The sequence below is a fragment of the Streptomyces sp. NPDC048419 genome (assembly GCF_043200415.1).
Taxonomy (GTDB): Bacteria; Actinomycetota; Actinomycetes; order Streptomycetales; family Streptomycetaceae; genus Streptomyces.
Genome location: NZ_JBICXT010000030.1, coordinates 57,184 through 79,363 on the forward strand (window position 1 = coordinate 57,184; position 22,180 = coordinate 79,363).

21 protein-coding genes are annotated in these 22,180 nt (G+C 71.2%); 15 read left to right on the forward strand and 6 right to left on the reverse strand.

All coding sequences use genetic code 11. The features are described from left to right. Positions 1-186 precede the first annotated feature (186 nt). From ACGFYN_RS39770 to ACGFYN_RS39815, 10 genes are all read left to right on the forward strand, one after another. Positions 187-1,704 carry a sugar ABC transporter ATP-binding protein gene (locus ACGFYN_RS39770; protein WP_393870870.1) on the forward strand — a complete coding sequence of 506 codons (1,518 nt, stop codon included), beginning with the start codon at positions 187-189 and terminating at the stop codon, positions 1,702-1,704. Further along, a complete protein-coding gene (locus ACGFYN_RS39775; RefSeq protein ID WP_393870871.1) occupies positions 1,701-2,741 on the forward strand; it encodes an ABC transporter permease in 1,041 nt (346 codons plus the stop codon). Before ACGFYN_RS39770 ends, ACGFYN_RS39775 begins: the two co-directional genes overlap by 4 nt. Then, positions 2,734-3,723 (forward strand): ABC transporter permease, encoded by a 990-nt coding sequence (locus tag ACGFYN_RS39780; protein ID WP_393870872.1) that lies wholly within the window; start codon positions 2,734-2,736, stop codon positions 3,721-3,723. Before ACGFYN_RS39775 ends, ACGFYN_RS39780 begins: the two co-directional genes overlap by 8 nt. A 25-nt stretch (positions 3,724-3,748) precedes the next feature. Beyond that, a complete protein-coding gene (gene rhaS, locus ACGFYN_RS39785; RefSeq protein WP_393870873.1) occupies positions 3,749-4,828 on the forward strand; it encodes a rhamnose ABC transporter substrate-binding protein in 1,080 nt (359 codons plus the stop codon). A 40-nt stretch (positions 4,829-4,868) separates the two neighbouring features. Further along, entirely contained in the window at positions 4,869-5,189 is a 321-nt protein-coding gene (locus ACGFYN_RS39790; protein ID WP_393870874.1) for an L-rhamnose mutarotase, read from the forward strand. Further along, entirely contained in the window at positions 5,186-6,550 is a 1,365-nt protein-coding gene (locus ACGFYN_RS39795) for a BNR repeat-containing protein (RefSeq protein WP_393870875.1), read from the forward strand. Before ACGFYN_RS39790 ends, ACGFYN_RS39795 begins: the two co-directional genes overlap by 4 nt. Before the next feature lie 79 nt (positions 6,551-6,629). Beyond that, positions 6,630-7,655, forward strand: coding sequence for a LacI family DNA-binding transcriptional regulator (locus ACGFYN_RS39800; RefSeq protein WP_393870876.1), 1,026 nt, complete (start codon positions 6,630-6,632; stop codon positions 7,653-7,655). Between the two features lie 101 nt (positions 7,656-7,756). Continuing rightward, positions 7,757-9,058, forward strand: a complete 1,302-nt coding sequence (locus ACGFYN_RS39805; protein WP_393870877.1) for an alpha/beta fold hydrolase — start codon at positions 7,757-7,759, stop codon at positions 9,056-9,058. Positions 9,059-9,086: 28 nt separating this feature from the next. Then, a complete protein-coding gene (locus tag ACGFYN_RS39810) occupies positions 9,087-9,830 on the forward strand; it encodes a PIG-L deacetylase family protein (protein ID WP_393870878.1) in 744 nt (247 codons plus the stop codon). Positions 9,831-9,953: 123 nt separating this feature from the next. Next, on the forward strand, positions 9,954-10,580 hold the full coding sequence (locus tag ACGFYN_RS39815; protein WP_393870879.1) for an FxLYD domain-containing protein: 627 nt from the start codon (positions 9,954-9,956) through the stop codon (positions 10,578-10,580). A 34-nt stretch (positions 10,581-10,614) separates the two neighbouring features. On the opposite strand, the gene ACGFYN_RS39820 is transcribed toward ACGFYN_RS39815, so the two are convergent. Both ACGFYN_RS39820 and ACGFYN_RS39825 read right to left on the reverse strand, forming a co-directional pair. Then, a complete protein-coding gene (locus tag ACGFYN_RS39820) occupies positions 10,615-12,774 on the reverse strand; it encodes a hypothetical protein (protein WP_393870880.1) in 2,160 nt (719 codons plus the stop codon). A gap of 80 nt (positions 12,775-12,854) precedes the next feature. Then, positions 12,855-13,055 carry a DUF5999 family protein gene (locus ACGFYN_RS39825; protein WP_393870881.1) on the reverse strand — a complete coding sequence of 67 codons (201 nt, stop codon included), beginning with the start codon at positions 13,053-13,055 and terminating at the stop codon, positions 12,855-12,857. A gap of 190 nt (positions 13,056-13,245) precedes the next feature. Here ACGFYN_RS39825 and ACGFYN_RS39830 point away from each other — a divergent pair, with 190 nt between their 5' ends. Further along, a complete protein-coding gene (locus ACGFYN_RS39830; RefSeq protein WP_393870882.1) occupies positions 13,246-13,716 on the forward strand; it encodes a GIY-YIG nuclease family protein in 471 nt (156 codons plus the stop codon). Positions 13,717-13,758: 42 nt separating this feature from the next. Then, positions 13,759-14,589 (forward strand): pentapeptide repeat-containing protein, encoded by an 831-nt coding sequence (locus tag ACGFYN_RS39835; RefSeq protein ID WP_393870883.1) that lies wholly within the window; start codon positions 13,759-13,761, stop codon positions 14,587-14,589. Between the two features lie 75 nt (positions 14,590-14,664). On the opposite strand, the gene ACGFYN_RS39840 is transcribed toward ACGFYN_RS39835, so the two are convergent. Next, complete coding sequence (locus ACGFYN_RS39840) at positions 14,665-16,209, reverse strand: cytochrome P450 (RefSeq protein WP_393870884.1); 1,545 nt, start codon at positions 16,207-16,209, stop codon at positions 14,665-14,667. 116 nt (positions 16,210-16,325) lie between these two features. On the opposite strand from ACGFYN_RS39840, the gene ACGFYN_RS39845 reads away from it, so the two are divergent. After that, positions 16,326-16,934: a TetR/AcrR family transcriptional regulator gene (locus ACGFYN_RS39845; RefSeq protein ID WP_393870885.1), complete on the forward strand. Its 609-nt coding sequence runs from the start codon at positions 16,326-16,328 to the stop codon at positions 16,932-16,934. Positions 16,935-17,064: 130 nt separating this feature from the next. Continuing rightward, the gene (locus tag ACGFYN_RS39850) at positions 17,065-17,790 is read left to right on the forward strand and encodes a DUF2470 domain-containing protein (RefSeq protein ID WP_393870886.1); all 726 of its coding nucleotides are present in this window, start codon (positions 17,065-17,067) and stop codon (positions 17,788-17,790) included. Here the strand turns inward: ACGFYN_RS39850 and ACGFYN_RS39855 are convergent. Continuing rightward, positions 17,758-18,984 carry a lactonase family protein gene (locus ACGFYN_RS39855; protein WP_393870887.1) on the reverse strand — a complete coding sequence of 409 codons (1,227 nt, stop codon included), beginning with the start codon at positions 18,982-18,984 and terminating at the stop codon, positions 17,758-17,760. The genes ACGFYN_RS39850 and ACGFYN_RS39855 overlap by 33 nt on opposite strands. Before the next feature lie 116 nt (positions 18,985-19,100). Further along, positions 19,101-20,354, reverse strand: a complete 1,254-nt coding sequence (locus tag ACGFYN_RS39860) for an aromatic acid exporter family protein (RefSeq protein ID WP_393870888.1) — start codon at positions 20,352-20,354, stop codon at positions 19,101-19,103. 138 nt (positions 20,355-20,492) lie between these two features. Here ACGFYN_RS39860 and ACGFYN_RS39865 point away from each other — a divergent pair, with 138 nt between their 5' ends. Then, positions 20,493-21,095, forward strand: a complete 603-nt coding sequence (locus ACGFYN_RS39865; RefSeq protein ID WP_393870889.1) for a TIGR03086 family metal-binding protein — start codon at positions 20,493-20,495, stop codon at positions 21,093-21,095. On the opposite strand, the gene ACGFYN_RS39870 is transcribed toward ACGFYN_RS39865, so the two are convergent. After that, on the reverse strand, positions 21,026-22,108 hold the full coding sequence (locus tag ACGFYN_RS39870) for a hypothetical protein (RefSeq protein WP_393870890.1): 1,083 nt from the start codon (positions 22,106-22,108) through the stop codon (positions 21,026-21,028). The genes ACGFYN_RS39865 and ACGFYN_RS39870 overlap by 70 nt on opposite strands. Between the last annotated feature and the right edge of the window lie 72 nt (positions 22,109-22,180).

The following is a 22,180-nucleotide window of genomic DNA, read 5'->3' on the forward strand; positions in this document are numbered from 1 at the left end:
AAGCGTTTCCGCACACCCTGTTGCCTGTGGCCTGACCGTGACCTTTGGCTCTCGAAGGGCTCTCGAAACTTTTTCGACGCGGACCCATTGACGGGACATGCGCTGCGCGCCTAACGTCCCGGCAACCAAGTTGAAACCTTTCACGACGTCGTGAACCAGTGGTTCGACGTCGTCGAGGAGCCCCTCATGACCCACCCGTCCGACACGGGTCCGGCCCCGGTGCTGGCGCTCGAGGACATCTCGAAGTCCTTCGGCGCGGTGCGCGCCCTGCGGGACGTTTCTCTGGAGCTGTTCCCCGGCGAGGTGCACGCACTCGCCGGAGAGAACGGCGCGGGCAAGTCCACCCTGATCAAGACGCTCGCCGGTGTGCACCGGCCGGACGCCGGCCGGGTGCTGCTGGACGGTGAGCCGGTCGTCTTCCACGGCCCCGGCGACGCCCGCGACGCCGGTATCGCCGTCATCTACCAGGAGCCGACGCTCTTTCCCGACCTTTCGATCGCCGAGAACATCTTCATGGGCCGCCAGCCACGGCGCGCCCTCGGCCGCATCGACCACAAGGCCACCCACGCCGCGACCCTGGCCCTGATGCAGCGGCTCGGCGTCGAGCTCGACCCCGACCGCCCGGCCCGCGGTCTGTCCATCGCCGACCAGCAGATCGTGGAGATCGCCAAGGCGCTCTCCTTCGAGGCCCGCGTCCTGATCATGGACGAGCCGACCGCCGCCCTCACCGGCAGCGAGGTCGCCCGCCTCTTCGGTGTCGTACGCGCCCTGCGCGAGCAGGGCGCCGCGGTGCTGTTCATCTCGCACCGGCTGGAGGAGATCTTCGAGATCTGCCGGCGGGTGACGACCCTGCGCGACGGCGCCTGGATCGCCAGCGAACCGGTCAAGGGCATGACGGAGGAGGACCTTGTCCGCCGCATGGTCGGCCGCGACCTGGAGGAGCTGTATCCCAAGCAGGACGTCGAGGCCGGCGAAGTCGCCCTCAGCGTCCGGCGGTTGACTCGCGAGGGCGTCTTCACCGACGTCTCCTTCGAGGTACGGACCGGCGAGATCGTCGGTCTCGCCGGACTTGTCGGCGCCGGCCGTACCGAGGTCGCGCGGGCCGTCTTCGGCATCGACCGCTGGGACGCGGGCGAGGTCGAGGTCCAGGGCCGCAAGCTCACCAACGGCGCCCCGTCCACCGCCATGTCCGCCGGACTCGCGCTGGTCCCCGAGGACCGCCGGGCCCAGGGCCTGGTGATGGGCATGTCCATCGAGCGCAACATCGGCCTGACCGGACTGCACAAGACGGTGAAGGCCGGCCTGATGGACCGCGCCGCGGAACGCAGCCGCTCGCTCGACTGGGCGGTCAAGCTGCACGTCAAGTACGCCCGGATCGCCGACGCCGTCTCCACCCTGTCCGGCGGCAACCAGCAGAAGGTCGTGCTCGCCAAGTGGCTGGCCACCGGCCCCAAGGTGCTGATCGTCGACGAGCCCACCCGCGGCATCGACGTCGGCACCAAGGCCGAAGTGCACCGGCTGCTCAGCGAGTTGGCCGCGGACGGCGTTGCCGTCCTGATGATCTCCTCCGACCTGCCCGAGATCCTCGGCATGGCCGACCGCGTGCTGGTGATGCACGAGGGCCGGCTGACCGCCGAGATCCCACGCGCCGAAGCCACCGAGGAAACCGTGATGGCCGCAGCAACCGGGAGGGCCGCCGCGTGACGGTGACCACTCCCAACGAGACCCCCGTGGCCGAGGTGCCCAAGTCCAGCGGCACCCGCCTCGTCGACCGCGTCTTCAAGATGCGCGAACTCGCCATCCTGATCGTCTTCCTGGTGATGATCGGCATCACCCAGGCGGGCAACAGCGACTTCCTGTCCCAGCAGGGCATCAAGGACCTGCTGCTGAACGCCACCATCCTGGTCCTGGTCGCCACCGGCCAGTCCCTCGTGGTGATCACCCGCAACGTCGACCTGTCGGTCGGCTCCACCCTGGGCATCTGCGCCTTCGCCGCCGGCGACTATCTGCACGGCGGCGGCAACTCGGTCGTCGCCATCCTCCTCGCGGTCCTGATGGGCATCGGCTTCGGCCTGCTCAACGGCCTGCTCGTGAGCCTGGGCCAGGTGCCCGCACTGGTGGTCACCCTCGGCACCCTGTACATCATCCGCGGCATCGACTCCATCTGGGTCGGCTCCCGGCAGATCACCGCGGCCGACCTGCCGAGCGGGTTCGTGGACTTCGGCTCCGGCGGCGTCTCCGCCATCCCCTGGCTGGCCGTCATCGCGCTCGCCGTGCTCGTCGCAACGGCGTACTACCTCAAGCACTTCGGCAGCGGGCGGGAGTTGTACGCGCTGGGCTCCAACCCGGAGGCCGCGCGCCTGGCCGGTATCCCGGTCCGCAAGCGGATCCTGGCCGCCTACACCTTCTGCGGCGGCCTCGCGGGCCTGGCCGGTGCGATGTATCTGGCCCGGTTCGGCAACGTCGACTCCGGCACCGGTACTGGCTACGAACTCACCGTCGTCAGCGCGGTGGTGGTCGGGGGAGTCGTCTTCACCGGCGGCTCCGGCAGCGTCTACGGCGCCGCGCTCGGCGCCCTGCTGCTGACCTCCATCAACAGCGTGCTGCCCGCCCTCGGCGTCAGCTCCGTGTGGGTGCTTGCCATCAACGGCATCCTGCTCATCCTCGCGATCGCGGTCGACCGGATCGTCGCCCTGCGCGTGGCCAACGCCCTGAAGAAGAGGAACGCCCGCCATGCCTGACTCCCTGACGCGCGCCGTCCGTTGGGACACGGTCGTCGGTGCGCTCCTGGTCGTGCTGTTGCTGCTGTCGTTCACCACGGTGGACGGTTTCGGCAACGCCCTGAACCTGTCGTTCCTGATCGGCAACACCCTGCCCATCGCGCTGATCGCGCTGCCGATGACCCTGCTGGTCGTCTCCGGCGAGATCGACCTGTCGGTCGCCTCGACGGCCGGCCTGTCGGGCGCGGTGATGGGCAAGCTGTGGAACGACGGCATGGCGATCGAGACGATCATCCCGCTGTGCCTGCTGCTCGGGGTGGTGTGCGGGCTGATCAACGGCCTGCTCGTCACCCGCCTCGGACTGCCCTCCCTCGCCGTCACCATCGGCACCCTCGCCGCCTATCGGGGCATCGCACAGATCGTGCTCGGCTCCAACGCGGTGACCGATTTCCCCAGCCAGTACCTGGACTTCGCGGCCGGACGCTTCGGCGACACCTTCCTGCCGAAGGCGTTCTTGCCCTTCCTGGTCCTGCTCGCGATCGCCGTCGTGGTCCTGCACGCCACCCCGTTCGGCCGCTCGCTGTTCGCGATCGGCGCGAACGAGGAGGCCGCACGCTTCGCCGGCATCCGCGTCAAGCGCCACAAGCTGATCCTGTTCACGGTGACCGGCCTGATGTCCTCCCTGACCGGCATCTTCTGGGCGCTGCACTACGCCAGCGCCCGCTACGACAACGCAACCGGTCTCGAACTGTCCGTCGTCGCGGCCGTGTTGCTCGGCGGGATCGACTTCGACGGCGGCAAGGGCACACTCGGCGGCGCGATCGCCGGCGTGTTCCTGCTCGGCGCGCTGCAGAACGTGATGAGCCTGCTCAACGTCTCCGCGCAGTCGCAGATCGTCGTGACCGGCATCCTCCTCGTCATCTCCGTTCTCGGCCCCCGGGTCGCACGCCAGATCTCCATCGCCAGGGCGGGGCGCAGAGCCGCCTCGACACCCACCTCGTAACCCCGCTCGTAAAGGAACCTCCGCCATGCGCAAGTCATCCGTCCGCCGTACCTGCGCGGCCCTCGCCGCCGTCACCTCGCTCGCTCTGGCCGTGTCCGCCTGCGGCGGCACCACCAAGAAGAACTCCGGCAGCGACGCCGCCGCCGCCACCTCGACGGCGAAGGCCGACCCGAACGCCGCCACGAAGAAGGGCCTGACCGTCGGCTTCCTGCCCAAGCAGGTCAACAACCCCTACTTCACCTCGGCGGACAAGGGCGGCGAGAAGGCGCTGAGTGAACTGGGCAGCAAGTACAAGGAGGTCGGCCCCTCCAGCGCCACCGACACCGCGGGCCAGGTGAGTTACGTCAACACCCTCACCCAGCAGCAGGTCAACGCGATGGCCGTGTCCGCGCAGGACCCGGGCGCCCTGTGCACCGCGCTGAAGCAGGCCATGAAGAACAACATCAAGGTCGTCACCTACGACTCCGACACCAAGACCGACTGCCGTAACGCCTTCGTCTCCCAGGCCTCCGCCGAGGACCTCGGCCGCACCGAGGTGCAGCTGATGGCCAAGCAGATCGGCTACAAGGGCCAGATCGCGATCCTGTCCGCCGCCCAGACGGCCACGAACCAGAACACCTGGATCGGGTTCATGAAGGACGAGCTGAAGGACCCGAAGTACAAGGACGTCAAGCTCGTCAAGATCGCCTACGGCAACGACGACGCCCAGGCCTCCTTCCAGCAGACCCAGGGCCTGCTCCAGCAGTACCCGAACCTGAAGGGGATCATCTCCCCGACCACCGTCGGCATCAAGGCCGCGGCCCAGTACCTGTCCGGCTCCAAGTACAAGGGCAAGGTCAAGCTGACCGGCCTGGGCACCCCCAACGACATGCGCAAGTACGTCAAGAACGGCACCGTCGAGGGCTTCGAGCTGTGGGACCCGGCCAAGCTCGGCGACCTCGCCGCCCGCACCGCCGTCGCCCTGTCCTCCGGGCAGATCACCGGCAAGGAGGGCGAGACCTTCAAGGCCGGCTCCACCACCTACACGATCGGCAAGGACGGCGTGATCACGCTCGGCAAGCCGACCGTGTTCGACGCGAAGAACATCGACCAGTTCAACTTCTGATCGTCGACCTGCTCAACCCCTGATTCAGGAGCGGTACTTCATGAAGCGCGTCTGTTTCCTCCTCAAGGTCCGCGAGGACCGGCTCGCCGAGTACCGCGAACGCCACGCCGCCGTGTGGCCGGAGATGCTCGAGGCTCTCTCGGCCACCGGCTGGCACAACTACTCGCTCTTCCTGCGCGACGACGGCCTGCTGGTCGGCTACCTGGAGACCGAGGACTTCGAGGCCGCACAGGCCGGCATGGAGTCCAGCGGGGTCAACGCCCGCTGGCAGGCTGAGATGGCGCCGTTCTTCGAATCGCTGGACGGCGCCCGCCCCGATGAGGCCATGAAGCCCCTGACGGAGGTGTTCCACCTGTCATGACTGCCGCCGGACGCGGGCTGCTCACCCCCGGAGTCACCCTCCTCGACCACACCCGACTCGACGCCACCGCCCTGTACTTCGTCTCCTACGACGGCCTGGTCAACAACAACTCGTTCCAGAAGAACGGGCTGTTCACCCACCGCGGCCACCAGTACGCCGCCTGGTACACGGCCACCCGCGAAGCGGTCATCGCCCGCCGGGAGCTTGGCGGTTCGGGCTGGTCCACGCTCACGCTCCCGCACCGCCTCAAGAGCGACGACTCCCACAACGTCATCTCCATGGGCCCCTCCGCGGTCGACGGCCGCCTGCACCTCAACCTGGACTCCCACAGCGACGGCTTCTGCTACGTGAAGTCCGTCGCCGGACTCCTCGACGACCCGGCGTCCACGCCCTGGACCCCGTCCGTCTTCGGCCCCGTGCAGACCACGCTCGACGGCCTGGCGCTCACCGACCGCTTCACCTACCCACAGTTCATCTCCACCCCCGAGGGCAGGCTCCAGCTCAGCTACCGGGTCGGCATCTCCGGCGACGGTCGCAACGCCCTTGCCGAGTACGACGGTTCGGCGTGGACGGCACTGGGGGAGTGGACCAGCTCGGCAGGCACGTACACCAGCACGCACGGCTCCTCGACCGCCCGCAACATGTATCTGCACGGCATCGACTACGACACGAGCGGCACGCTGCACGCCTTCTTCACCTGGCGCGAGCAGAACCCCGCGGTGATGTGCGACGGCGGGGGCATCACCAACCACGACACGGGCTACGTCCACTCCGCCGACCGCGGCCGCACCTGGCGCAACGACGCCGGCACCGTCGTAGGAACCACCGGCGGTACGAAGACCGTTGCCGTCACCGACGCCGGACTGGTCGTCGACCCCCTCGGCCCGGACCACTCGCTCATGAACCAGGAGAGCCAGTGGACCGATTCCACCGGCCGCCCGCACGCGATCATCAGCTACGTCCCCGGCCGCTTCGGGCCGTGCACCACCGACTACGTCGCCGACCGCACCGCCCACGGCCGCGCCTTCCATCTGCGCAAAGACCCCTCCGGCTGCTGGCAGAAGACCGAGATCCCCCTGGCCCTCAACTCCAGCCAGCGCACCAAGCTGGTCCTGGACCGGTACGACAACGCCTACGCGATCCTCCCCTACGGACGGATCGCCGGCGCCTCCGGAACCACCGGGTACACCGACTGGACGCTGCTGTACGACGGCGGCGGACTCGACGCCTTCGGCGAGGTCGTCATCGACGAACCGCGGGTGCGGGCGGACAACGTCCTGTCGTTCATGTACCAGGAGAGGTCGAGCGGTACGACAACGCCCTCGGCACTCCGCGTCATCGACTTCGGACTGCCCACGTGACCGGGCATGATACGCCGCTCGATGACGGTAATGTGATGGCCTTCCGGCCGTCCCGCGTCCCCCAGGAGGTCCCTGCCTGATGTCCCAGTCGGTGGGTATCAAGGACGTCGCCCGCGCCGCCGGAGTATCGGTCGGCACGGTGTCGAACGTGATCAACCGTCCGGACACGGTCGCCACGGAGACCCGGGCCCGGGTGCAGTCCGCCATAGACCGGCTCGGCTACGTCCGCAGCGAGTCCGCGCGCCAACTGCGCGCCGGCCGCAGCCGGATCATGGGGCTGCTCGTCCTCGACATGGGCAACCCGTTCTTCGTCGACGTCGCCCGTGGTGCCGAACGCGCCGCCCGCGACGCCGGGCTGGGCGTCATGGTCTGCAACAGCGCCCAGAGCGCGGGCGAGGAGGCCGACTACCTCTCGCTCTTCGCCGAGCAGCGGGTGCGCGGCGTGCTGCTCACCCCCACCGACGCCTCGGGCCGCAACATCGAGACGTTCCGGCGGCACAACATCCCCTTCGTCCTGGTCGACCGGGTCGGGGACTCCACCACCGAATGCTCCGTGTCGGTCGACGACGTGGCGGGCGGTGCGCTGGCCGTGCGGCACCTCGTGGACGCCGGGCATCGGACCATCGCCTACGTCAGCGGCCCGCCCGGCCTCAATCAGGTGCGCGACCGCCGCACCGGGGCGCTCAACGCGCTCGCCGAGGCGGGCTTCGGCCCAGGGAGCCTGCGCGAACTGCCCACCGAGCGCCTCGACGTGTCTGCGGGACGCGACGCCGGCGCCCGCCTCCTCGGCCTCGCCGACCGCCCCACCGCCGTCTTCTGCGCCAACGACCTGCTCGCCCTCGGCGTGCTCCAGGCCATGTACGCGGCCGGCGTCCGGGTCCCCGACGACCTCGCCATCGTCGGCTACGACGACATCGAGTTCGCCGCCGCCGCGGCCGTCCCGCTCACCTCCGTCCGCCAGCCCGCCGTCACCATGGGTGCCCTCGCCGCCGAACTGCTGCTGGAGGAGACGGAGGCCGGGAACGGGTCCACGCGCCACGAACACCGGCGCGTCGTGCTCCAGCCGGAGCTGGTCGTACGGCGTTCCAGCCTCTCCGCCCGCTGATCACGGGTTCAGTAGGATTTCATGATCCCGGGGGTCGGCCACCGGACGAACATGTGATGAAGTGGGACGCGGCCCGAAATCCGTCCGTCCCTGGAGACCCGTTGACCGCCTCGTACCGTCAGCCCGGCGTCGTCCTCACCGACCGCCGTTTCACCGTGCCCCTCGACCACGACGACCCGGCGGGGGAGACCATCGAGCTCTTCGCCCGCGACGCCGTCGCGAGCGACAAGGCGCAGCAGAACCTGCCGTGGCTGGTCTACCTCCAGGGCGGCCCCGGCTTCGGGGCGAACCGTTTCATCGGCCGCCAGGCCTGGCTCGGCCGCGCGCTCAAGGACCACCGCGTCCTGCTCCTCGACCAGCGTGGCACCGGCCACTCCACGCCCGTCAACCGGCAGACCCTCCCGTTGCGCGGCGGCCCCGCCGAACAGGCCGACTACCTCGCCCACTTCCGGAGCGACGCCATCGTCCGCGACTGCGAGGCGATCCGCGCCCAGATCACCGGCGGCGCGCCCTGGACCGCCCTGGGCCAGAGCTTCGGCGGCTTCTGCACGGTGAACTACCTCTCCACCGCGCCCGAGGGCCTCGCCGCGGCCGTGATCACCGGCGGACTGCCCTCCCTCGACGCGCATGCCGACGAGGTATACCGCGCCGCCTACCCGCGTATCGAGCGCAAGGTCGCCGCGCACTACGCCCGTTACCCGCAGGACGTCGAGCGCGCCCGCCGTATCGCCGACCACCTCCTCACCCACGACGTGACCCTGCCGAACGGCTACCGCCTCACCGTCGAGGCGTTCCAGTCCCTGGGCATCATGCTCGGCGGCGGCGAGGGCACCCACCGTCTGCACTTCCTGCTGGAGGACGCCTTCGTCCGCACCCCGCAGGGGCCCGCGCTCTCCGACGCCTTCCAGGAAGCGGTCCAGGGCCTGCTGTCGTACGCGGGCCACCCGCTGTACGCCCTCGTCCACGAGGCGATCTACGGACAGGACGAGCGCCCCACCGACTGGTCGGCCGAACGGGTCCGCGCCGAGTTCCCGCAGTTCGACGCCGCCAAGACCCTCGCGGGCGACGGCCCCCTCCTCTTCACGGGCGAGTCGATCCACCCCTGGATGTTCGACTGCGACCCGGCGCTGCGCCCGCTGCGCGAAACGGCCGAACTCCTCGCCGCCCGCACCGACTGGCGGCCGCTCTACGACCCCGCCCGCCTCGCCGCCAACGACGTCCCGGTCGCGGCCGCCGTCTACCACGACGACATGTACGTCGACACGGCCCACGCCCTGGAGACCGCCCGCACGATCCGCGGCCTGCGCACCTGGGTGACCGACGAGTTCGAGCACGACGGGGTGCGGGCCGGCGGCCCCAGGGTCCTGGACCGGCTGCTCGCCCTCACGCGCGACGAGGCCTGACGCACTCGCCACGGGCTAGTCTGCGGCCATGACCGAGCCGCAGCCCGCCCAGCTCCAGGCCATGCCCACCGACTGGCAACGCGCCCTCGCGGTCGTCGCGCACCCGGACGACCTCGAGTACGGGTGCTCGGCGGCCATCGCCGCCTGGACCGACGAGGGCCGTGAGGTCTCGTATGTACTGGCGAGCCGGGGCGAGGCGGGCATCGACACCGTCGAGCCCGCCAAGTGCGGCCCGCTGCGCGAGCGCGAGCAGCGGGCGAGCGCGGCCGTCGTGGGGGTATCGCAGGTGGAGTTCCTCGACCACGAGGACGGGGTGATCGAGTACGGCACAGGGCTGCGCCGCGACATCGCGGCCGCGATCCGCCGGTACCGGCCCGAGCTCGTCATCACCCTCAACCACCGGGACACCTGGGGCGGCGTCGCCTGGAACACCCCGGACCACGTCGCCGTCGGCCGGGCCACGCTCGACGCGGCGGGCGACGCCGGGAACCGGTGGATCTTCCCCGAACTGGCCGAACAGGATCTGGAACCCTGGAACGGCGTCCGCTGGGTGGCCGTCGCCGGCTCCAGCTCGCCCACCCACGCGGTGGATGCCTCGCCCGGACTGGAGCGCGCGGTGCGCTCGCTCCTGGAGCACCGCACCTACATCGAGGTGCTGACGGACGAGGACCCGGAGACCCATGTCCGCCGATTCCTCACCGCCAACGCCGAGCGGATGGCCGAGCAGTTCGGCGGCAGGCCCGCCGTGGCCTTCGAGCTGTTCGCCCGGTAACCGGGACCTCGGCCTCCGCCACGACGACCGGACGGGCCCCTTCTCGGCGACATGCCCCGCGGTATATTCCGACATAGGGTTCATCTCGCTGTATTTCCGTGATCGCGCGAGAGGACGTCGACGATGAAGGCAGGGGCATCCCACCGGGCGCGAGCGGGCCGGTCCCGGCCTGTCGCCGTCGCGCTGGCCGTGGTCGCCGCGAGCACGCTGACACTGGTGTCGTGCAGCTCGGACGACAACAGCGGCAGTTCGAGTACGCCGTCCACCGAACGGCCCACTCCACCGGACACCGCATCCTTCTCGGGCACAGCGCCCTCCGCCATGTCCTCGGCGGAGGCGTCGGCACGTGCCAGGGCCTCCTCGGCGGCGGCGTCCGCCTCCGCCGCCGCATCCTCCTTCGAGGCATCGGTGTCGGCCGAGGCCGAGCGGGCCGACAAGGCCGCCCGGAACGAGCTGAAGAACGTCAAGGCGCCGGGCAACGCGATGTCCGAGGTCGCCATGACCGGCAAACCGCGCGCCCAGACCGGCGGACTGCTCGCCGTCGTGGTCACCATCACCAACAAGACCGGCAAGAAGGCGTCCTACGCCGTCCAGGTCGACTTCCTCGACTCCTCCGGCAAGACCGTGGAGACCCGCTACGTCGGCGCGGAGAACCTCGCCCCGGGGGACAAGGCCAACCCGATCGCGATCAGCCGCAAGCCTCCCCAGCCGGTGCTGACCCCCAAGCTGGTCAAGGCACAGCGGTACTGAGCCGGGCAGGTGCACCCACTGGTCAACTGCCTTGTCAGCGCTCGGCGTTGAGCGCCTCCGTGGCGCCCTGGCCGTCGCCGATCGTGGCGTAGTCGACGGCGATGAAGTTCACCGGCCTGCCACGCTCGCGCTCGCACTCGTGGGCCCGGTCGAGCACGAAGCGGCGGGAGTTGACCTTGCCGGCGTCGAGGCGGCTGCCGCCGTTGTTGGTGATGAAGTGGTTGAGCAGGAACAGCCGTTTGCCGGTGCCGCCCCTGTGCGGCACACAGCTCATGTCGCCCGGGGTGCGGAACGCGAACGGCGTCTCCATGCCGTAGCGGTAGAAGTTGCGGTACCACGGCGCCGGACCGTCGGCCTGCTCGGCGAAGACCACCAGCCGCCGGCCGCTGTCGATCATGTCGCCCAAGGTCGGCCAGGGCTTGGCGGGATCGGGGTCCGGTGTCTTGACCAGATCGGTCAACCCGGCCTGCCGGAACGCCTTTTCGGTGTCCTCACCGCTGATCGCGTCCTGCACGATCAGCGTCACGACCTCCGTCGGATGGGCGCGCATCCAGGTGCCCAGCTGCTTCAGCGTCGGCACGAGCGGGATCGCGCCGACCCGGCACACCGCGTGGCACAACCACAGCCCCGGGCGCGGGGGGTTGAGCCTCTCGGCGGCCGAGGCGACGAACTTCCGCTGCTCCGGCGTGAAGTCGGACTCGGTCAGGCGCCCGGTGATCTCGTCGGGCCGCTCCCAGTGGTAGGTGTCGAGCTGCAGCGCCCGCACGCCGTCGTCCAACTGCGCCGGGATCGCCGGGTCCTGGAGCGGTCCGATGAAGCGGTCGACGGTCGTCGAGTTGGCGTTGTGCGAGGTCAGATAGGCGACCTCGTCGTAGGGCCGGTCGCACAGCCACGCATGGCCCTCGCACACCCGCGGCGCGGACGGGCCGGCCGCGAGCGGGATCGCGAGCATCCCGGCCAGGGCCGCGCCGGTCGCGGCGAGGGTGAGCCGGCGGGCGCGCAGCAGGGAGAAGGACGGCCGCGGGCGGACCTGGAGGGCCCAGCCCACCGCCACCAGGAGCCCGCCGACTGCCGCGGGCACGAGCGCCGTGAGCACGGCAGTGCTGATGACCTTGTCGAAGGCCTCGTGCTGCAGATCGTCGACGAGCTGTGCCAGGCTCGGCGGCCAGGAGGCCCGGGGGCTGACGACCCGCCCGTCGGCGAGCAGCCGGACCAGTGCGGCGGCCAGCGCGGTGAGTCCGCCGCCCGCGGCGAGCGCCCAGCCCAGCGGCATCAGCCGGCGCCCCGGCGCGGAGGGGCCGGTGAACCACAGCACCGCGAGCGAGGCGACGAGCAGCACCGCCGACAGGGCCTCCGTCAGGCCGAGCCCGAGCGCGGTGTACGGGCGGGCCCGATGCAGCGCCGTCAGGTCGTTGCCCGTCGCCTCGAGGGTCTGTGTGAGGTTCCAGGTGCTGCCGCCCGCGGTCTCCTGCAGCCGGGCCGCCGCGTCGCGGGTGCGGTCGGTCACCACGGCGGGTCCCACGGCGGCGAGGGCGGTGGCGACGTCACCGTCGGCCAGGGCTCCCTGGACCTCGGGCCGCAGCGCGTCACGTCCTTGCGCGGTCACGGCGTGCAGCAGCGCGTCGGCCGCCTTTCCGGCCTGCTCGTAGGTGAGCGGAAGACTGGGAAGGCCGTCGGGCGCCCGCCCCGCGGTCACCTCGCGCAGGGCGGCGGACAGGTCGGCCGAGAACGCGGCGAAGTCGGGTTCCTTGCGCTCCTGGAGCGAGGAGACGAGGTCGCCGAAGTAGATCTGCGCAAGATCGTTGAGGTTGCCGAGGACCGGATCGAGGTTCACGGTCAGGACGAGGGTGTCTCGGTCGCCGTTGAGATAGCCGACCACGCTGTCGATCTGCTGCGTGGTGAGGTCGCGGACGGAGGCCGGGGGCAGGATGACCTTGATGTTGGAGGAGAGCTGGGCCTCCGGTACCGGCAGCCGGGCCAGCAGGGGGCGGGTGACGGCGACGGAGTGCGGGTCGACGAGGACCTCGTCGTAGAGGCGGTCGTAGGCCCGCTGGTCGTCGAGGACCGAACGGTAGAAGCCGGGGGAGACCACCGTGCTGCGGGCGGTGGCCGCCGCGGTGCAGACGAGGGTGCTCAGGACGGCCAGTAGGAAGACCGCGATGCGCGTCAGCCTGCGGGACGAGACCGGGCCCATGGCTCCACCTCGGGTGGGTGACGTCCTCATCGTCGCCCTGTGCCGGGCGTCCCGCAATCGGGAGATACGGCCGGCCTGGGTCAGGCCGCGACGGCGAGCGGGCCGAGGGTGCGGTGCGGGTCCACGACCCGGCCGTCCGGGAGCAGTTCACCGGTGTCGTCGAACACGATCGTTCCGTCGGACAGCAGGCTCCAGCCCTGTTCGGGGTGGGCCGCGACGATCACGGTGGTGTGGTGGGCCGCGCTGTCGGAGATGGCGCACGAAGGCTGGTTGCTGCACATGATCTCTCTCCTGTGTGGATGGGCTCCCGCCTGAAGTGGGGCTCAAGACCTTGGTATCCGAGCTTGTTTTCCGTTGTATGAGGAGACCCCCACACGGCCGGAAACTCATCGGTGAGGTCGGGTTGCGCCGAGGTCGATGTCAGACCCGCGTGGCACCGTGAGAACAGGGAGGAGCGAAGGGGGCCGCGGCATGGGCGACGTCGACGCGCAGTTCCTGCGCGGCCTGTTCGACGAGGAGGGCAGCCTGTACACAGGGGGCCGGACGGCTCTGTACCGCCTGTACGGCCTGGAGGGCCTCCTCTACGTCGGCATCTCGGTCTCCCCGCTCACCCGCGTGCGGACGCACCTGCGGGAGCAGCCCTGGGGCCCCGGCGTCATCGGCATACAGATCGACTACCCGCCCGACGCCGAGGCCGCCGAACGGGAGGCCGTCTTCACCGAGCGCCCCAGGCACAACATCGTCTTCAACGGCCGGACCCCGCCCCCGCCACCCGACCCCGCCTCACGTCTGAGAACCGAACTCGCCGTGGAGCGAAGGCGTTTGGCGGAGTTCGAGGCCGCCGTACCCGAGTCACCGACCCACCTGCGGCTGATAGAACGCGGCATCAGAGCCAAGAAGGCGAAGATCGCGAAGCTGCTCACGGCGATCGGGGGCTTGTAGAAGTCCCAGGTCACCGCCCCACCGCCGGATATCCTTGGCTTCATGCCAGATCAAACAGCAGACCTGACCGACCTGCGCGCCGACTGCGCGAGCTGCTTCGGGCTGTGCTGTGTCGCCCTGCCCTTCACCGCCTCCGCCGCTTTCGCGATCGACAAGGAGGCCGGCCGGCCGTGCCCGAATCTGCGGGACGACCACCGCTGCGGCATCCACGCGCGGCTGCGGGAGAAAGGGTTCAGCGGCTGCACCGTCTACGACTGCTTCGGGGCGGGCCAGAAGGTCTCGCAGGTCACCTTCGGCGGGCAGGACTGGCGTGCCGGGTCGGCCGAGCGGGCCCGGCGTATGTTCGACGTGTTCCCCGTGGTGCGGCAGCTGCACGAGCTGCTCTGGTATCTGAGCGAGGCGTTGCGGCTGCCGGCGGCCCGTCCCCTCGCGGACGATCTGCGGCGCGTGCTCGGGGCGACCGAGGCGCTCACCCGTCAGACCCCGGAGCAGTTGGCCGAGTTGGATGTGGCCGCGCATCGGCAGGAGGTCAACGAGCTTCTGCTGAAGACCAGTGAACTGGTGCGGGCGGGGACCCGCGGGCGCAAGAAGGAGCGTCGCGGCGCCGATCTGATGGGGGCCCGGCTCAAGGGCGCCGATCTGCGCGGCGCGAATCTGCGCGGGGCCTATCTGATCGCCGCGGACCTGACCGGGGCCGACCTGCGGGGCGCGGACATGATCGGCGCCGATCTGCGCGACGCCGATCTCACCGACGCCGACCTGACCGACGCCTTCTTCCTCACCCAGCCCCAACTCAACGCGGCCCACGGCAGCGCGGGCACGCGTCTGCCGGACTCGGTCACCCGTCCCGAGCACTGGACAGCGCAGGCCTGAGGGCGCACCCGCTGAAGGCCTTGGCGGAAGCCACCGTGCGCCGCTTCAGACCCGGCGGCGGGGCGGCTGCCGGATTCAGTCGCCCGCCCGGTGCACTGGGCAGCGCGGGTCTGACGGCGCCTCGTCGGTGGCCGGGGTGGAAGGCGTCGTGGGAGGGGCCGTGCGTCGTTCCAGGTGCAGTCGTAGGCCCTCCGGCATCAGCGTCAGTCGCTCGGTGACCCGCAGCCGGTAGTCGGGGTCGGGTCGCAGGTCGTAGCGGCGTAGCAGCAGGCCGAGTACCAGCGTGGCCTCGTGCAGCGCGAACTGGCGCCCGATGCAGGCCCGCGCGCCCGTGCCGAACGGCTTGAAGGTGTGCGGGGCTCGTGACCGTACGGCCTTGGGGTCGAAGCGGTCCGGGTCGAACCCCTCCGCGTCGGTGCCCCACACCTCGGGGTCGCGGTGCAGCATCATGGTCAGCACCAGCGCCCACGCGCCGCGCCTCATCGGATGCTCCCCCGCCAGCAGCGTGTCCTCGCGGGCCTCTCGCGAGAAGGCCGGCGCAGTCGGCCACAGCCGCAGCGACTCGTCCAGCACGCGGCGCACGTACCGCAGCTTGGCCACCTGGTCGTAGCCGGGCGTCTCCGCGTCCCCCCACACGGCGTCCACCTCGGCCCTGGCGCGGGCGGCGGCCTCGGGGTGCCGGGAGAGGTAGTGCAGGGCGAAGGAGAGCGCGCCGGACGTCGTCTCGTGGCCCGCGACGAGGAAGGTGATGACCTGGCGGCGGACGTTCTCCGCGGACAGCCGCTCCCCGGTGCGCGGGTGGGCCGTCTCCAGCATCCGGTCCAGCAGGTCCCCGCTCCCGCCGCCGTCCCCGGCCCGGCGGGCCCGGACCAGGTCGTCGACCGTGCGGTTGAGGTAGGTCATGTCCGCCTCGTTGCGCCGCGAGGCCTTGCGCAGCAGATACGGGGCCAGCGGCGCCGGCACGGTGTTCAGCCGCTGGGCGTAGGACAGGGTGCCGACCATCGCGGACACGAAGGGATGCGGGCGGGAGCGCTCGAAGGACCCGAAGTCGTGTCCGAAGCCGGTGCGCGCGATCGTCTCCAGCGTCAGCTTGGTCATGTCGCCCGGCACGTCCACCGCCCGGCCCGCCACCAGCTCGCGGTCCCAGGCGTCGGTGAGCCGCTCGGCCACCGCCAGCATCATCGGGTGGTAGCCCTCCAGGGCCTCCCGGCTGAAGCCCGGGGCGAGGACGTCGTGCGCCAGCTGCCAGTTCGACTCGTGGTTGTACGCCGTGAACAGCGCGTCCCCGACGACCGGCCGCAGATTGGCGACCCCGAGGCCCACATGCTTGGCGAAGCGCGCCTCGTCCGCCATGTCCGCCGCCAGGGCGGCACCCCACACGAAGACGAACTCGTTGCCGAACGCCTTGCGCCGGAATATCGGGCCCAGCTGCCGGCCGTGGCGCATCGAGTCCTGCACGGGCGTGCGCCGGTCGGCGCCGAGGATGTCGCCGAGCAGGGGGACGCGGTGCGGGGGATGCGGAATGCGGTGGAGTTCGGGCCAGCCCTGTTCGGCGCTCCGGAACCCCTTCGGAAGCGGGGCCCGCGTCTGTGGTCCGGTCACCGTCGTCGTCTCCGCCATGACGCGATCTCCCTTGAATCAGCGGCAGGTTGAGCTGTCGTGCACCTGTTGTACGTGAGTTCAATAGCGGCTCAGTCTGGTCCTCTCGTTGAACCGGCGTCAAGTAAAGTGCGGACATGGCCGCGAACCAGGGCGAGCGCACGCGCCGCCGGCTCAGCACCGAGGAGCGCAGGGAGCAGCTGCTCTCGGTGGGGGCGCGGCTGTTCTCGGAGAGCCCGTACGACGACGTGTGGATCGAGCAGGTCGCCGAGATAGCGGGCGTCTCGCGCGGACTGCTGTACCACTACTTCCCGACCAAGCGGGACTTCTTCGCGGCGGTCGTCGAGCGCGAGAGCGAGCGGATGCTGCGTATGACGGCGGCCGTGCCCGGCGTCCCGGCGCGTGAGCAACTGGCCGCCGGCCTCGACACGTTCCTGGAGTACGCCCACACGCACGCGCACGGTTTCCGCGCGTTCCATCGCGCGGACGCTGCGGGGGACCAGACCATACGGCGGATCTACCAGCGGGCGCTGGCCGCGCAGGAGCGGCAGATACTGGCGACGATCGCCGCCGACCCCGAACTCGGCGAGGCGGCCCGGCAGCGCCCCGACGTCAAGCTGGCCGTGCGCGGCTGGCTGGCCTTCACCACGGCCGTCTGCCTGGAGTGGCTACGGCGTTCGGACCTGACCCGGGAGCAGGTGCGGGACCTGTGTGCCCGGGCGCTGCTGGGTGTCGTCTCCTCGTAGGCCGCCGCCCGGCCGTCGCCTGGTCGTCGCCCGGTCGTCCCGGGAGTCACGATCGTTCATGGCACCCCCGTGGTTGGCGTACACCTGGATCTTCGATAGGTTAGGCAAGGCTTACCTAAGGAGGTTTGGGATGTCGGACAGCCCCAGCTGGACGGCCGCGCCGTCCGCGGCCCAACAGGCCCGGTCGGTGCTCGCCACCGCCTGGTCCTGCGCGGTGACCGCGGACGGCGGCCGCGAGGAGTTCGTCGGTGCGCACAGCGTGGACGAGGACGGCCGGGTGCTGCTGGAGGTGCCCGAGGACAGCGCCCTGCTCGCGGCCGCGATCTGCGCGCCCCGCGGAGAGCCGCACGCCGTCCTGGAGTTCGCCGACGTCGCGCCCGTCCCGGTCCGGGGCCGTATCCGGGCCCGGCTCTGGCTCGCCGGGTACTTCATGTCCGAGGACGGCCGCCTCGCGTTGCGGCCCACCAGGATCGTGCTGCGCCGGTCGACCGGTGCGGTGGTCGTCGATCTCGACGAGTTCGCCGCCGCCGAGCCCGACCCGCTCGCCCTCGCCGAGACCCGGCTGCTGACGCACCTCGCCGACTGCCACGGCGACGCCGTCGAGCGGCTCACCCGGCTCGTCGACCACGTCAGCCTGCACGGCGCGGTCCGCGTCCAGCCCCTCGCCGTCGACCGGCACGGGCTGACCCTGCGGATCGAGCGCACCCGCGCCCACGGCGACGTACGCCTGCCGTTCCACGCCCCCGCCGCCGACGTCGCCCAGCTCACGGAGCGCATGCACGTCCTGCTTACGCAGGCCGGTGCCGCCTCCTGTCCGCGCGCCCTACAGCGGCAGCGCACAGACGGCGACGGGTGAGGCGAACGGCTCGCCCGCGAGGCGCAGTTCACCGCTCTTCGCGTTCACGTGGAAGACGCTGACGGTGCCGGACTTCTGGTTCGCCGCGAACAGCAGCGTCCCGTCCGGGGAGAAGGCGATCTGGCGCGGGAAGTCACCGGACACCGGCACCGTGTCGAGCAGCCGGAGCCGGGCGCCGTCGGCCTCGACCGCGTAGCGCGCCAGGCTGTTGTGGCCGCGGTTGGCCAGATAGGCGAACGAGCCGTCCGCGGTCACCAGGATCTGCGCCGGGTAGTTGGTGCCCGGGCCGGAGCCCGTGGCCTGCGGCTCGCCGATCGTCAGACGGCCGGTCGAGGCGTCGTAGGCGCAGACGGCGATCGTGTCGTCCACCTCGTTGGCGAGATACGCGTGCCGGCCGCCGGGGTGGAAGGTCAGGTGGCGCGGGCCCGCACCGTGCCGGGTGTGCGCCTGGGCGACCTCGGTGAGGGTGCCGCGGCGTTCGTCGAGGCGGTACGTGTAGACGGTGTCCGTGCCCAGGTCCACGGCGAGCACATGGGCGCCGTCCGGGCCGGTGATGAACTGGTGCGCGTGCGGCCCCTGCTGGCCGGGTCCGGGCGCCGGCGTCGAGTGCGTCACCGTGTCCGTGCGCTCGCCCAGGGCGCCCGCGTCGTCGATGGGATGCACGGCCACGCTGCCCGACGTGTAGTTGGCGCTCAGCAGCCAGCGGCCGCCCGGATGCACCGTGAGATGGCAGGGGCCGGCTCCGCCGGTGCTGCGGGTGCCCAGCACCTTGCGGTCTGCGAGACGCACGGCGGTCACGGCGCCGTCGTCCTGCTCGTCCACCGCGTAGAGGGTGTGCCCGTCCGGGTGGAGCGCCAGGTACGACGGGTTGGCCACACCCGTCAGGGTGCCTGTGCCGATGACCGCGCCGGTCGCCGGGTCGTACGTCGCGAGACCGACGCCCGTGCCGCCGCCCTCGACCGAGGTGTAGGTGCCGATGTAGAGCGGGCGGCGCCCCTCGGGCTCCGGTGACGAACGGCGGGCGGACGGCCCGGGGGAGGACGCCGCCTGGTCGGGGGCCGTGGCGGTGTGGTCGGGCCCGGACCTGGGCGGCGCGGGGGCCGGCAGCGCCGTCACCGCGGCCGCGCCCCCGAGCGCGCCGACGAAACGGCGCCTGCTCCAGCCGCCGCCCGCCGCTCCTGTCCCACTGCCCATGTCCGCACCTCAGGTCGTCGCTCGTCCCGGTCGTGACACGCCACCATGGCGTGAGCCACGGGGTCCTCGCAAGACCGGCAACGAGCGTTGCACCGGGTGCAATGAGCGCCGCCCTGTCAGTCGGCGTTCTCGACCTTGCGGCCAGAGTTCCTGCGCCGCAGCTTCGAGCCGCGCAGGCCCTCCCGCAGCCTGGTCAGCCGAGGCATGCGCTCGCGCTGGACCCGGGCGTTGCGGTCCAGCTCCTCGAAGAGGCGGCGCGAGCGGTGCTCGGTGTCCATCTCGTCGATGATGCGGTTCACCTCGGTCAGCACGGCGCCGTGGAGCTGCCAGGTGCGGGCGTCGCGCTGGACCTCCTCGAGCAGCAGCTGGGCCAGCTTGTCGCGGGTGGTCGCGGCCTGCCGCAGCTCGGCGGCCAACCGGGACTCGGCGGACTCGGCGCTCGTGCTGGCGGGACTGGTGACCAGCACCGCGAAGCTCACCACGGCGTCGGCGATCTCGGACAGCAACTGCTCCACGGCGGCGCCCGTCGCGGGCGCGAACAGCGGCTCGGGCTCGCGTTCCTTGGTCAGGTCGGTGAAGGTGCGCGCCAGCACCCGCAGCACCACCGTGCAGATCTCCAGCGTGTCCAGGCCCGTGCGCAGCACCACCCGGTGCAGCAGGCCCTCCCGCACGCGTGGATTGAGCCGCAGACTCTCCTCGGCCTGCCGCAGGTCCGCGTCCACCTCGACGATGTCGTGGTCGAGCCGGCGCGCCTCGTACAGCCGCTGAGTGGCCTGCTCGACGGGCGTACGGCCCGCGGCCTCCTCGCCCATGCGCAGCATCAGCTGGCGCAACCGGCGGGCCAGCTCCTCGATCGACTCGCCCGCCTCGTCCACCCACACCGGCGGCGGGAGCAGGAGATTGCAGCCGAGCCCGACGACCGCGCCGATCAGCGTCTCCACGACCCGCGCCCAGGCCGTGTCACCGACGGTCGTGACGCCGAGCACCAGCATCGCGCTGATCGCCACCTCGGGCACGTACTCGTCGACCCGCACCAGATGCCCGACCGCCAGCGAGGCCACGATCAGCAGGGCCAGGCTCCACCAGGTCAGACCCACCAGCTGGCTGAAGGCGATCGCCACCAGGACGCCCGCCACCACGGCGTTCACCCGGCGGATGCCGTTGGTGAGCGTGGCGTACAGGGTCACCTGGACGACCAGCAGCGCGGTCAGCGGGGCGGTGAGGGGCGCCGACTCGGGGCTCAGGCGCAGTGCGACGACGTACGCGATCGACGCCGCGGCCGCCGACCGCAGCGCCTGGACGACCACGGGATCCCGGTATCGCCTCATCAGGCGAGCGAGGGGCGAGGTCCACTCACGTACAAGTCGCATCCTCGGGCCGTACTCCTTCCACGGGGGTATCCCGGCATGGTCGTCGGGGCGGGGGCTGCCATTGAGGACCGTAACTGACCGCAAGGAAGCCTAGATTGTTCACGTCGCACAAAGGGTGACCGGAGGGGGACACACATCATGGGGAATACCCAAGACACCAAGGGTCTCGAAGTTCTCACGCTCGCGCACGGCCACCTCGTCGAGGTGGTCGCCGGGGTTCCCGAAGCGGCCTGGGGAGCGGCGACCCCGTGCACCGGGTGGACCGTCCGGCAGGTTCTCAATCACGCGCGGATCGATCAGCTGGGATACGGCCTCGCGATCAACGGCGGACGCCCGGACTCCGACCCGTTCCACCCGGCCGACGCCCTCGACGGGGATCCGTCGGCCGAGATCGGCAAGGTGGTGCGGACGGTCGCGGACGCCTACGCGGGCCTGCCCGCCGACGCCGAGCAGGTTCCGACGCCGCTGGGTCCGCTGCCCCTGCCGCTCGCCGCGGCGGCGGCCGCCATGGACGCGGGCGTGCACGCCTGGGACATCGCGGTCGCCACGGGGCAGGACCGCCCCCTGCCCGTCGAACTGGCCGAGGGCATCTGGCCGGTGGCGCGACACCTCGTCGACCGGCTCCGCGACGCCTACCAGGTGTTCGCGCCCGCACTGGAACGGGAACAGGGCTACGACGGCGCCGAGGCGCTGCTCGCCTTCCTGGGCCGCGACCCGCGCTGGACCCCGCCGGCGTCCTGACGCGCGCGGCGCAGCGCGCCCGAGACGACGGCCAGCAGGCAGAGCCCGACCAGCCAGTTGGTCACCGCCGAGAACTGGTTGACGACGAAGTTGAAGACCTGCCCGGCCAGCAGGTCCACCAGCAGCGAGGCGCGGAGCAGGCCGAGGCCCCGCACCCGGTCGCGGCGCAGCCGCACCAGCCCGGCCACGGCCAGCCCCAGCATCACCGCCGAGCACGCGACCAGTCCCGTCACCGCACCCCATTCGGGTTCGTGCCGCAGCCGGCCGGCCGCCAGATCCCGCCCGACACCGAAGAGCAGGGCAGTACCTTGCAGGACGGTCCATGTGAGTGCCGCCCAGAGCGTGGCGTGGTGCGCGACCAGCGTCGAGACGGCGCCACGGCCGCGGGCGAAGGCAGCCCGCACCCTGTCCGGCACCCGCGGGCGAGGCCGCTCCGGCACCGTCTCCACACACTCCAGCACCCGCACCAGGGCCACGTCCACAGGCCGCGTCGATCCCTCCAACGCCCGAAGTGCGGAAAGGCGTTGAGCGTCGGTCAGTCCTGATACGACACCGGTCAGCGCGGTGTCGGCGGCGTGCGCCGTCCGCGCCCGCGCACCCGGCGGGCCGCCGCGCGGCACCAGCCACCGGCTCAGCACGACCAGCGCGGCGAATGCCAGGTAGATCAGCCCCGCGGCCGGCCGGTAGAGATAGCCGCCGCCGTCGCTGACCACCTTGCCGATCTCGTCGATGAACAGCCCGAACCCCACACCGCCCGTCAGTGCTCCCCACAGCCGCACGCGGCGGCCGAGGAACGTCAGCAGCACCATCAGCCCGGCCGCCATCAGCAGCCCACCCCACAGCATGTGCGCGATGTGCAGGCCGGTGCCGTGGCCGCCGAGCTTCGGATAGCCGGTGCTCGACAGCAGTCGGCGCGTGAGGAGCACGGTGGCGATGCCCGCGAGCAGGAACAGCCGCAGGTCGGTGCCGGCCGTTGCCGTGCGGAGAGGGCCGCCGTGCCGCCGAATCGTCATGTACCGCATGCTCCCTGCCGGGCACCCCGGTGATCCATGAGGAAAACCCCCCTCCTCGCCCCGTGGCTGACC

Bases quoted from the DNA above. Each gene is read 5' to 3' on its own strand.
- ACGFYN_RS39770 (WP_393870870.1), top strand. From the start codon at position 187: ATGACCCACCCGTCCGACACGGGTCCGGCCCCGGTGCTGGCGCTCGAG.
- ACGFYN_RS39780 (WP_393870872.1), top strand. From the start codon at position 2,734: ATGCCTGACTCCCTGACGCGCGCCGTCCGTTGGGACACGGTCGTCGGT.
- rhaS (WP_393870873.1), top strand. From the start codon at position 3,749: ATGCGCAAGTCATCCGTCCGCCGTACCTGCGCGGCCCTCGCCGCCGTC.
- ACGFYN_RS39790 (WP_393870874.1), top strand. From the start codon at position 4,869: ATGAAGCGCGTCTGTTTCCTCCTCAAGGTCCGCGAGGACCGGCTCGCC.
- ACGFYN_RS39795 (WP_393870875.1), top strand. From the start codon at position 5,186: ATGACTGCCGCCGGACGCGGGCTGCTCACCCCCGGAGTCACCCTCCTC.
- ACGFYN_RS39800 (WP_393870876.1), top strand. From the start codon at position 6,630: ATGTCCCAGTCGGTGGGTATCAAGGACGTCGCCCGCGCCGCCGGAGTA.
- ACGFYN_RS39810 (WP_393870878.1), top strand. From the start codon at position 9,087: ATGACCGAGCCGCAGCCCGCCCAGCTCCAGGCCATGCCCACCGACTGG.
- ACGFYN_RS39815 (WP_393870879.1), top strand. From the start codon at position 9,954: ATGAAGGCAGGGGCATCCCACCGGGCGCGAGCGGGCCGGTCCCGGCCT.
- ACGFYN_RS39820 (WP_393870880.1), bottom strand. From the start codon at position 12,774: ATGGGCCCGGTCTCGTCCCGCAGGCTGACGCGCATCGCGGTCTTCCTA.
- ACGFYN_RS39825 (WP_393870881.1), bottom strand. From the start codon at position 13,055: ATGTGCAGCAACCAGCCTTCGTGCGCCATCTCCGACAGCGCGGCCCAC.
- ACGFYN_RS39830 (WP_393870882.1), top strand. From the start codon at position 13,246: ATGGGCGACGTCGACGCGCAGTTCCTGCGCGGCCTGTTCGACGAGGAG.
- ACGFYN_RS39835 (WP_393870883.1), top strand. From the start codon at position 13,759: ATGCCAGATCAAACAGCAGACCTGACCGACCTGCGCGCCGACTGCGCG.
- ACGFYN_RS39840 (WP_393870884.1), bottom strand. From the start codon at position 16,209: ATGGCGGAGACGACGACGGTGACCGGACCACAGACGCGGGCCCCGCTT.
- ACGFYN_RS39845 (WP_393870885.1), top strand. From the start codon at position 16,326: ATGGCCGCGAACCAGGGCGAGCGCACGCGCCGCCGGCTCAGCACCGAG.
- ACGFYN_RS39850 (WP_393870886.1), top strand. From the start codon at position 17,065: ATGTCGGACAGCCCCAGCTGGACGGCCGCGCCGTCCGCGGCCCAACAG.
- ACGFYN_RS39855 (WP_393870887.1), bottom strand. From the start codon at position 18,984: ATGGGCAGTGGGACAGGAGCGGCGGGCGGCGGCTGGAGCAGGCGCCGT.
- ACGFYN_RS39860 (WP_393870888.1), bottom strand. From the start codon at position 20,354: ATGCGACTTGTACGTGAGTGGACCTCGCCCCTCGCTCGCCTGATGAGG.
- ACGFYN_RS39865 (WP_393870889.1), top strand. From the start codon at position 20,493: ATGGGGAATACCCAAGACACCAAGGGTCTCGAAGTTCTCACGCTCGCG.
- ACGFYN_RS39870 (WP_393870890.1), bottom strand. From the start codon at position 22,108: ATGACGATTCGGCGGCACGGCGGCCCTCTCCGCACGGCAACGGCCGGC.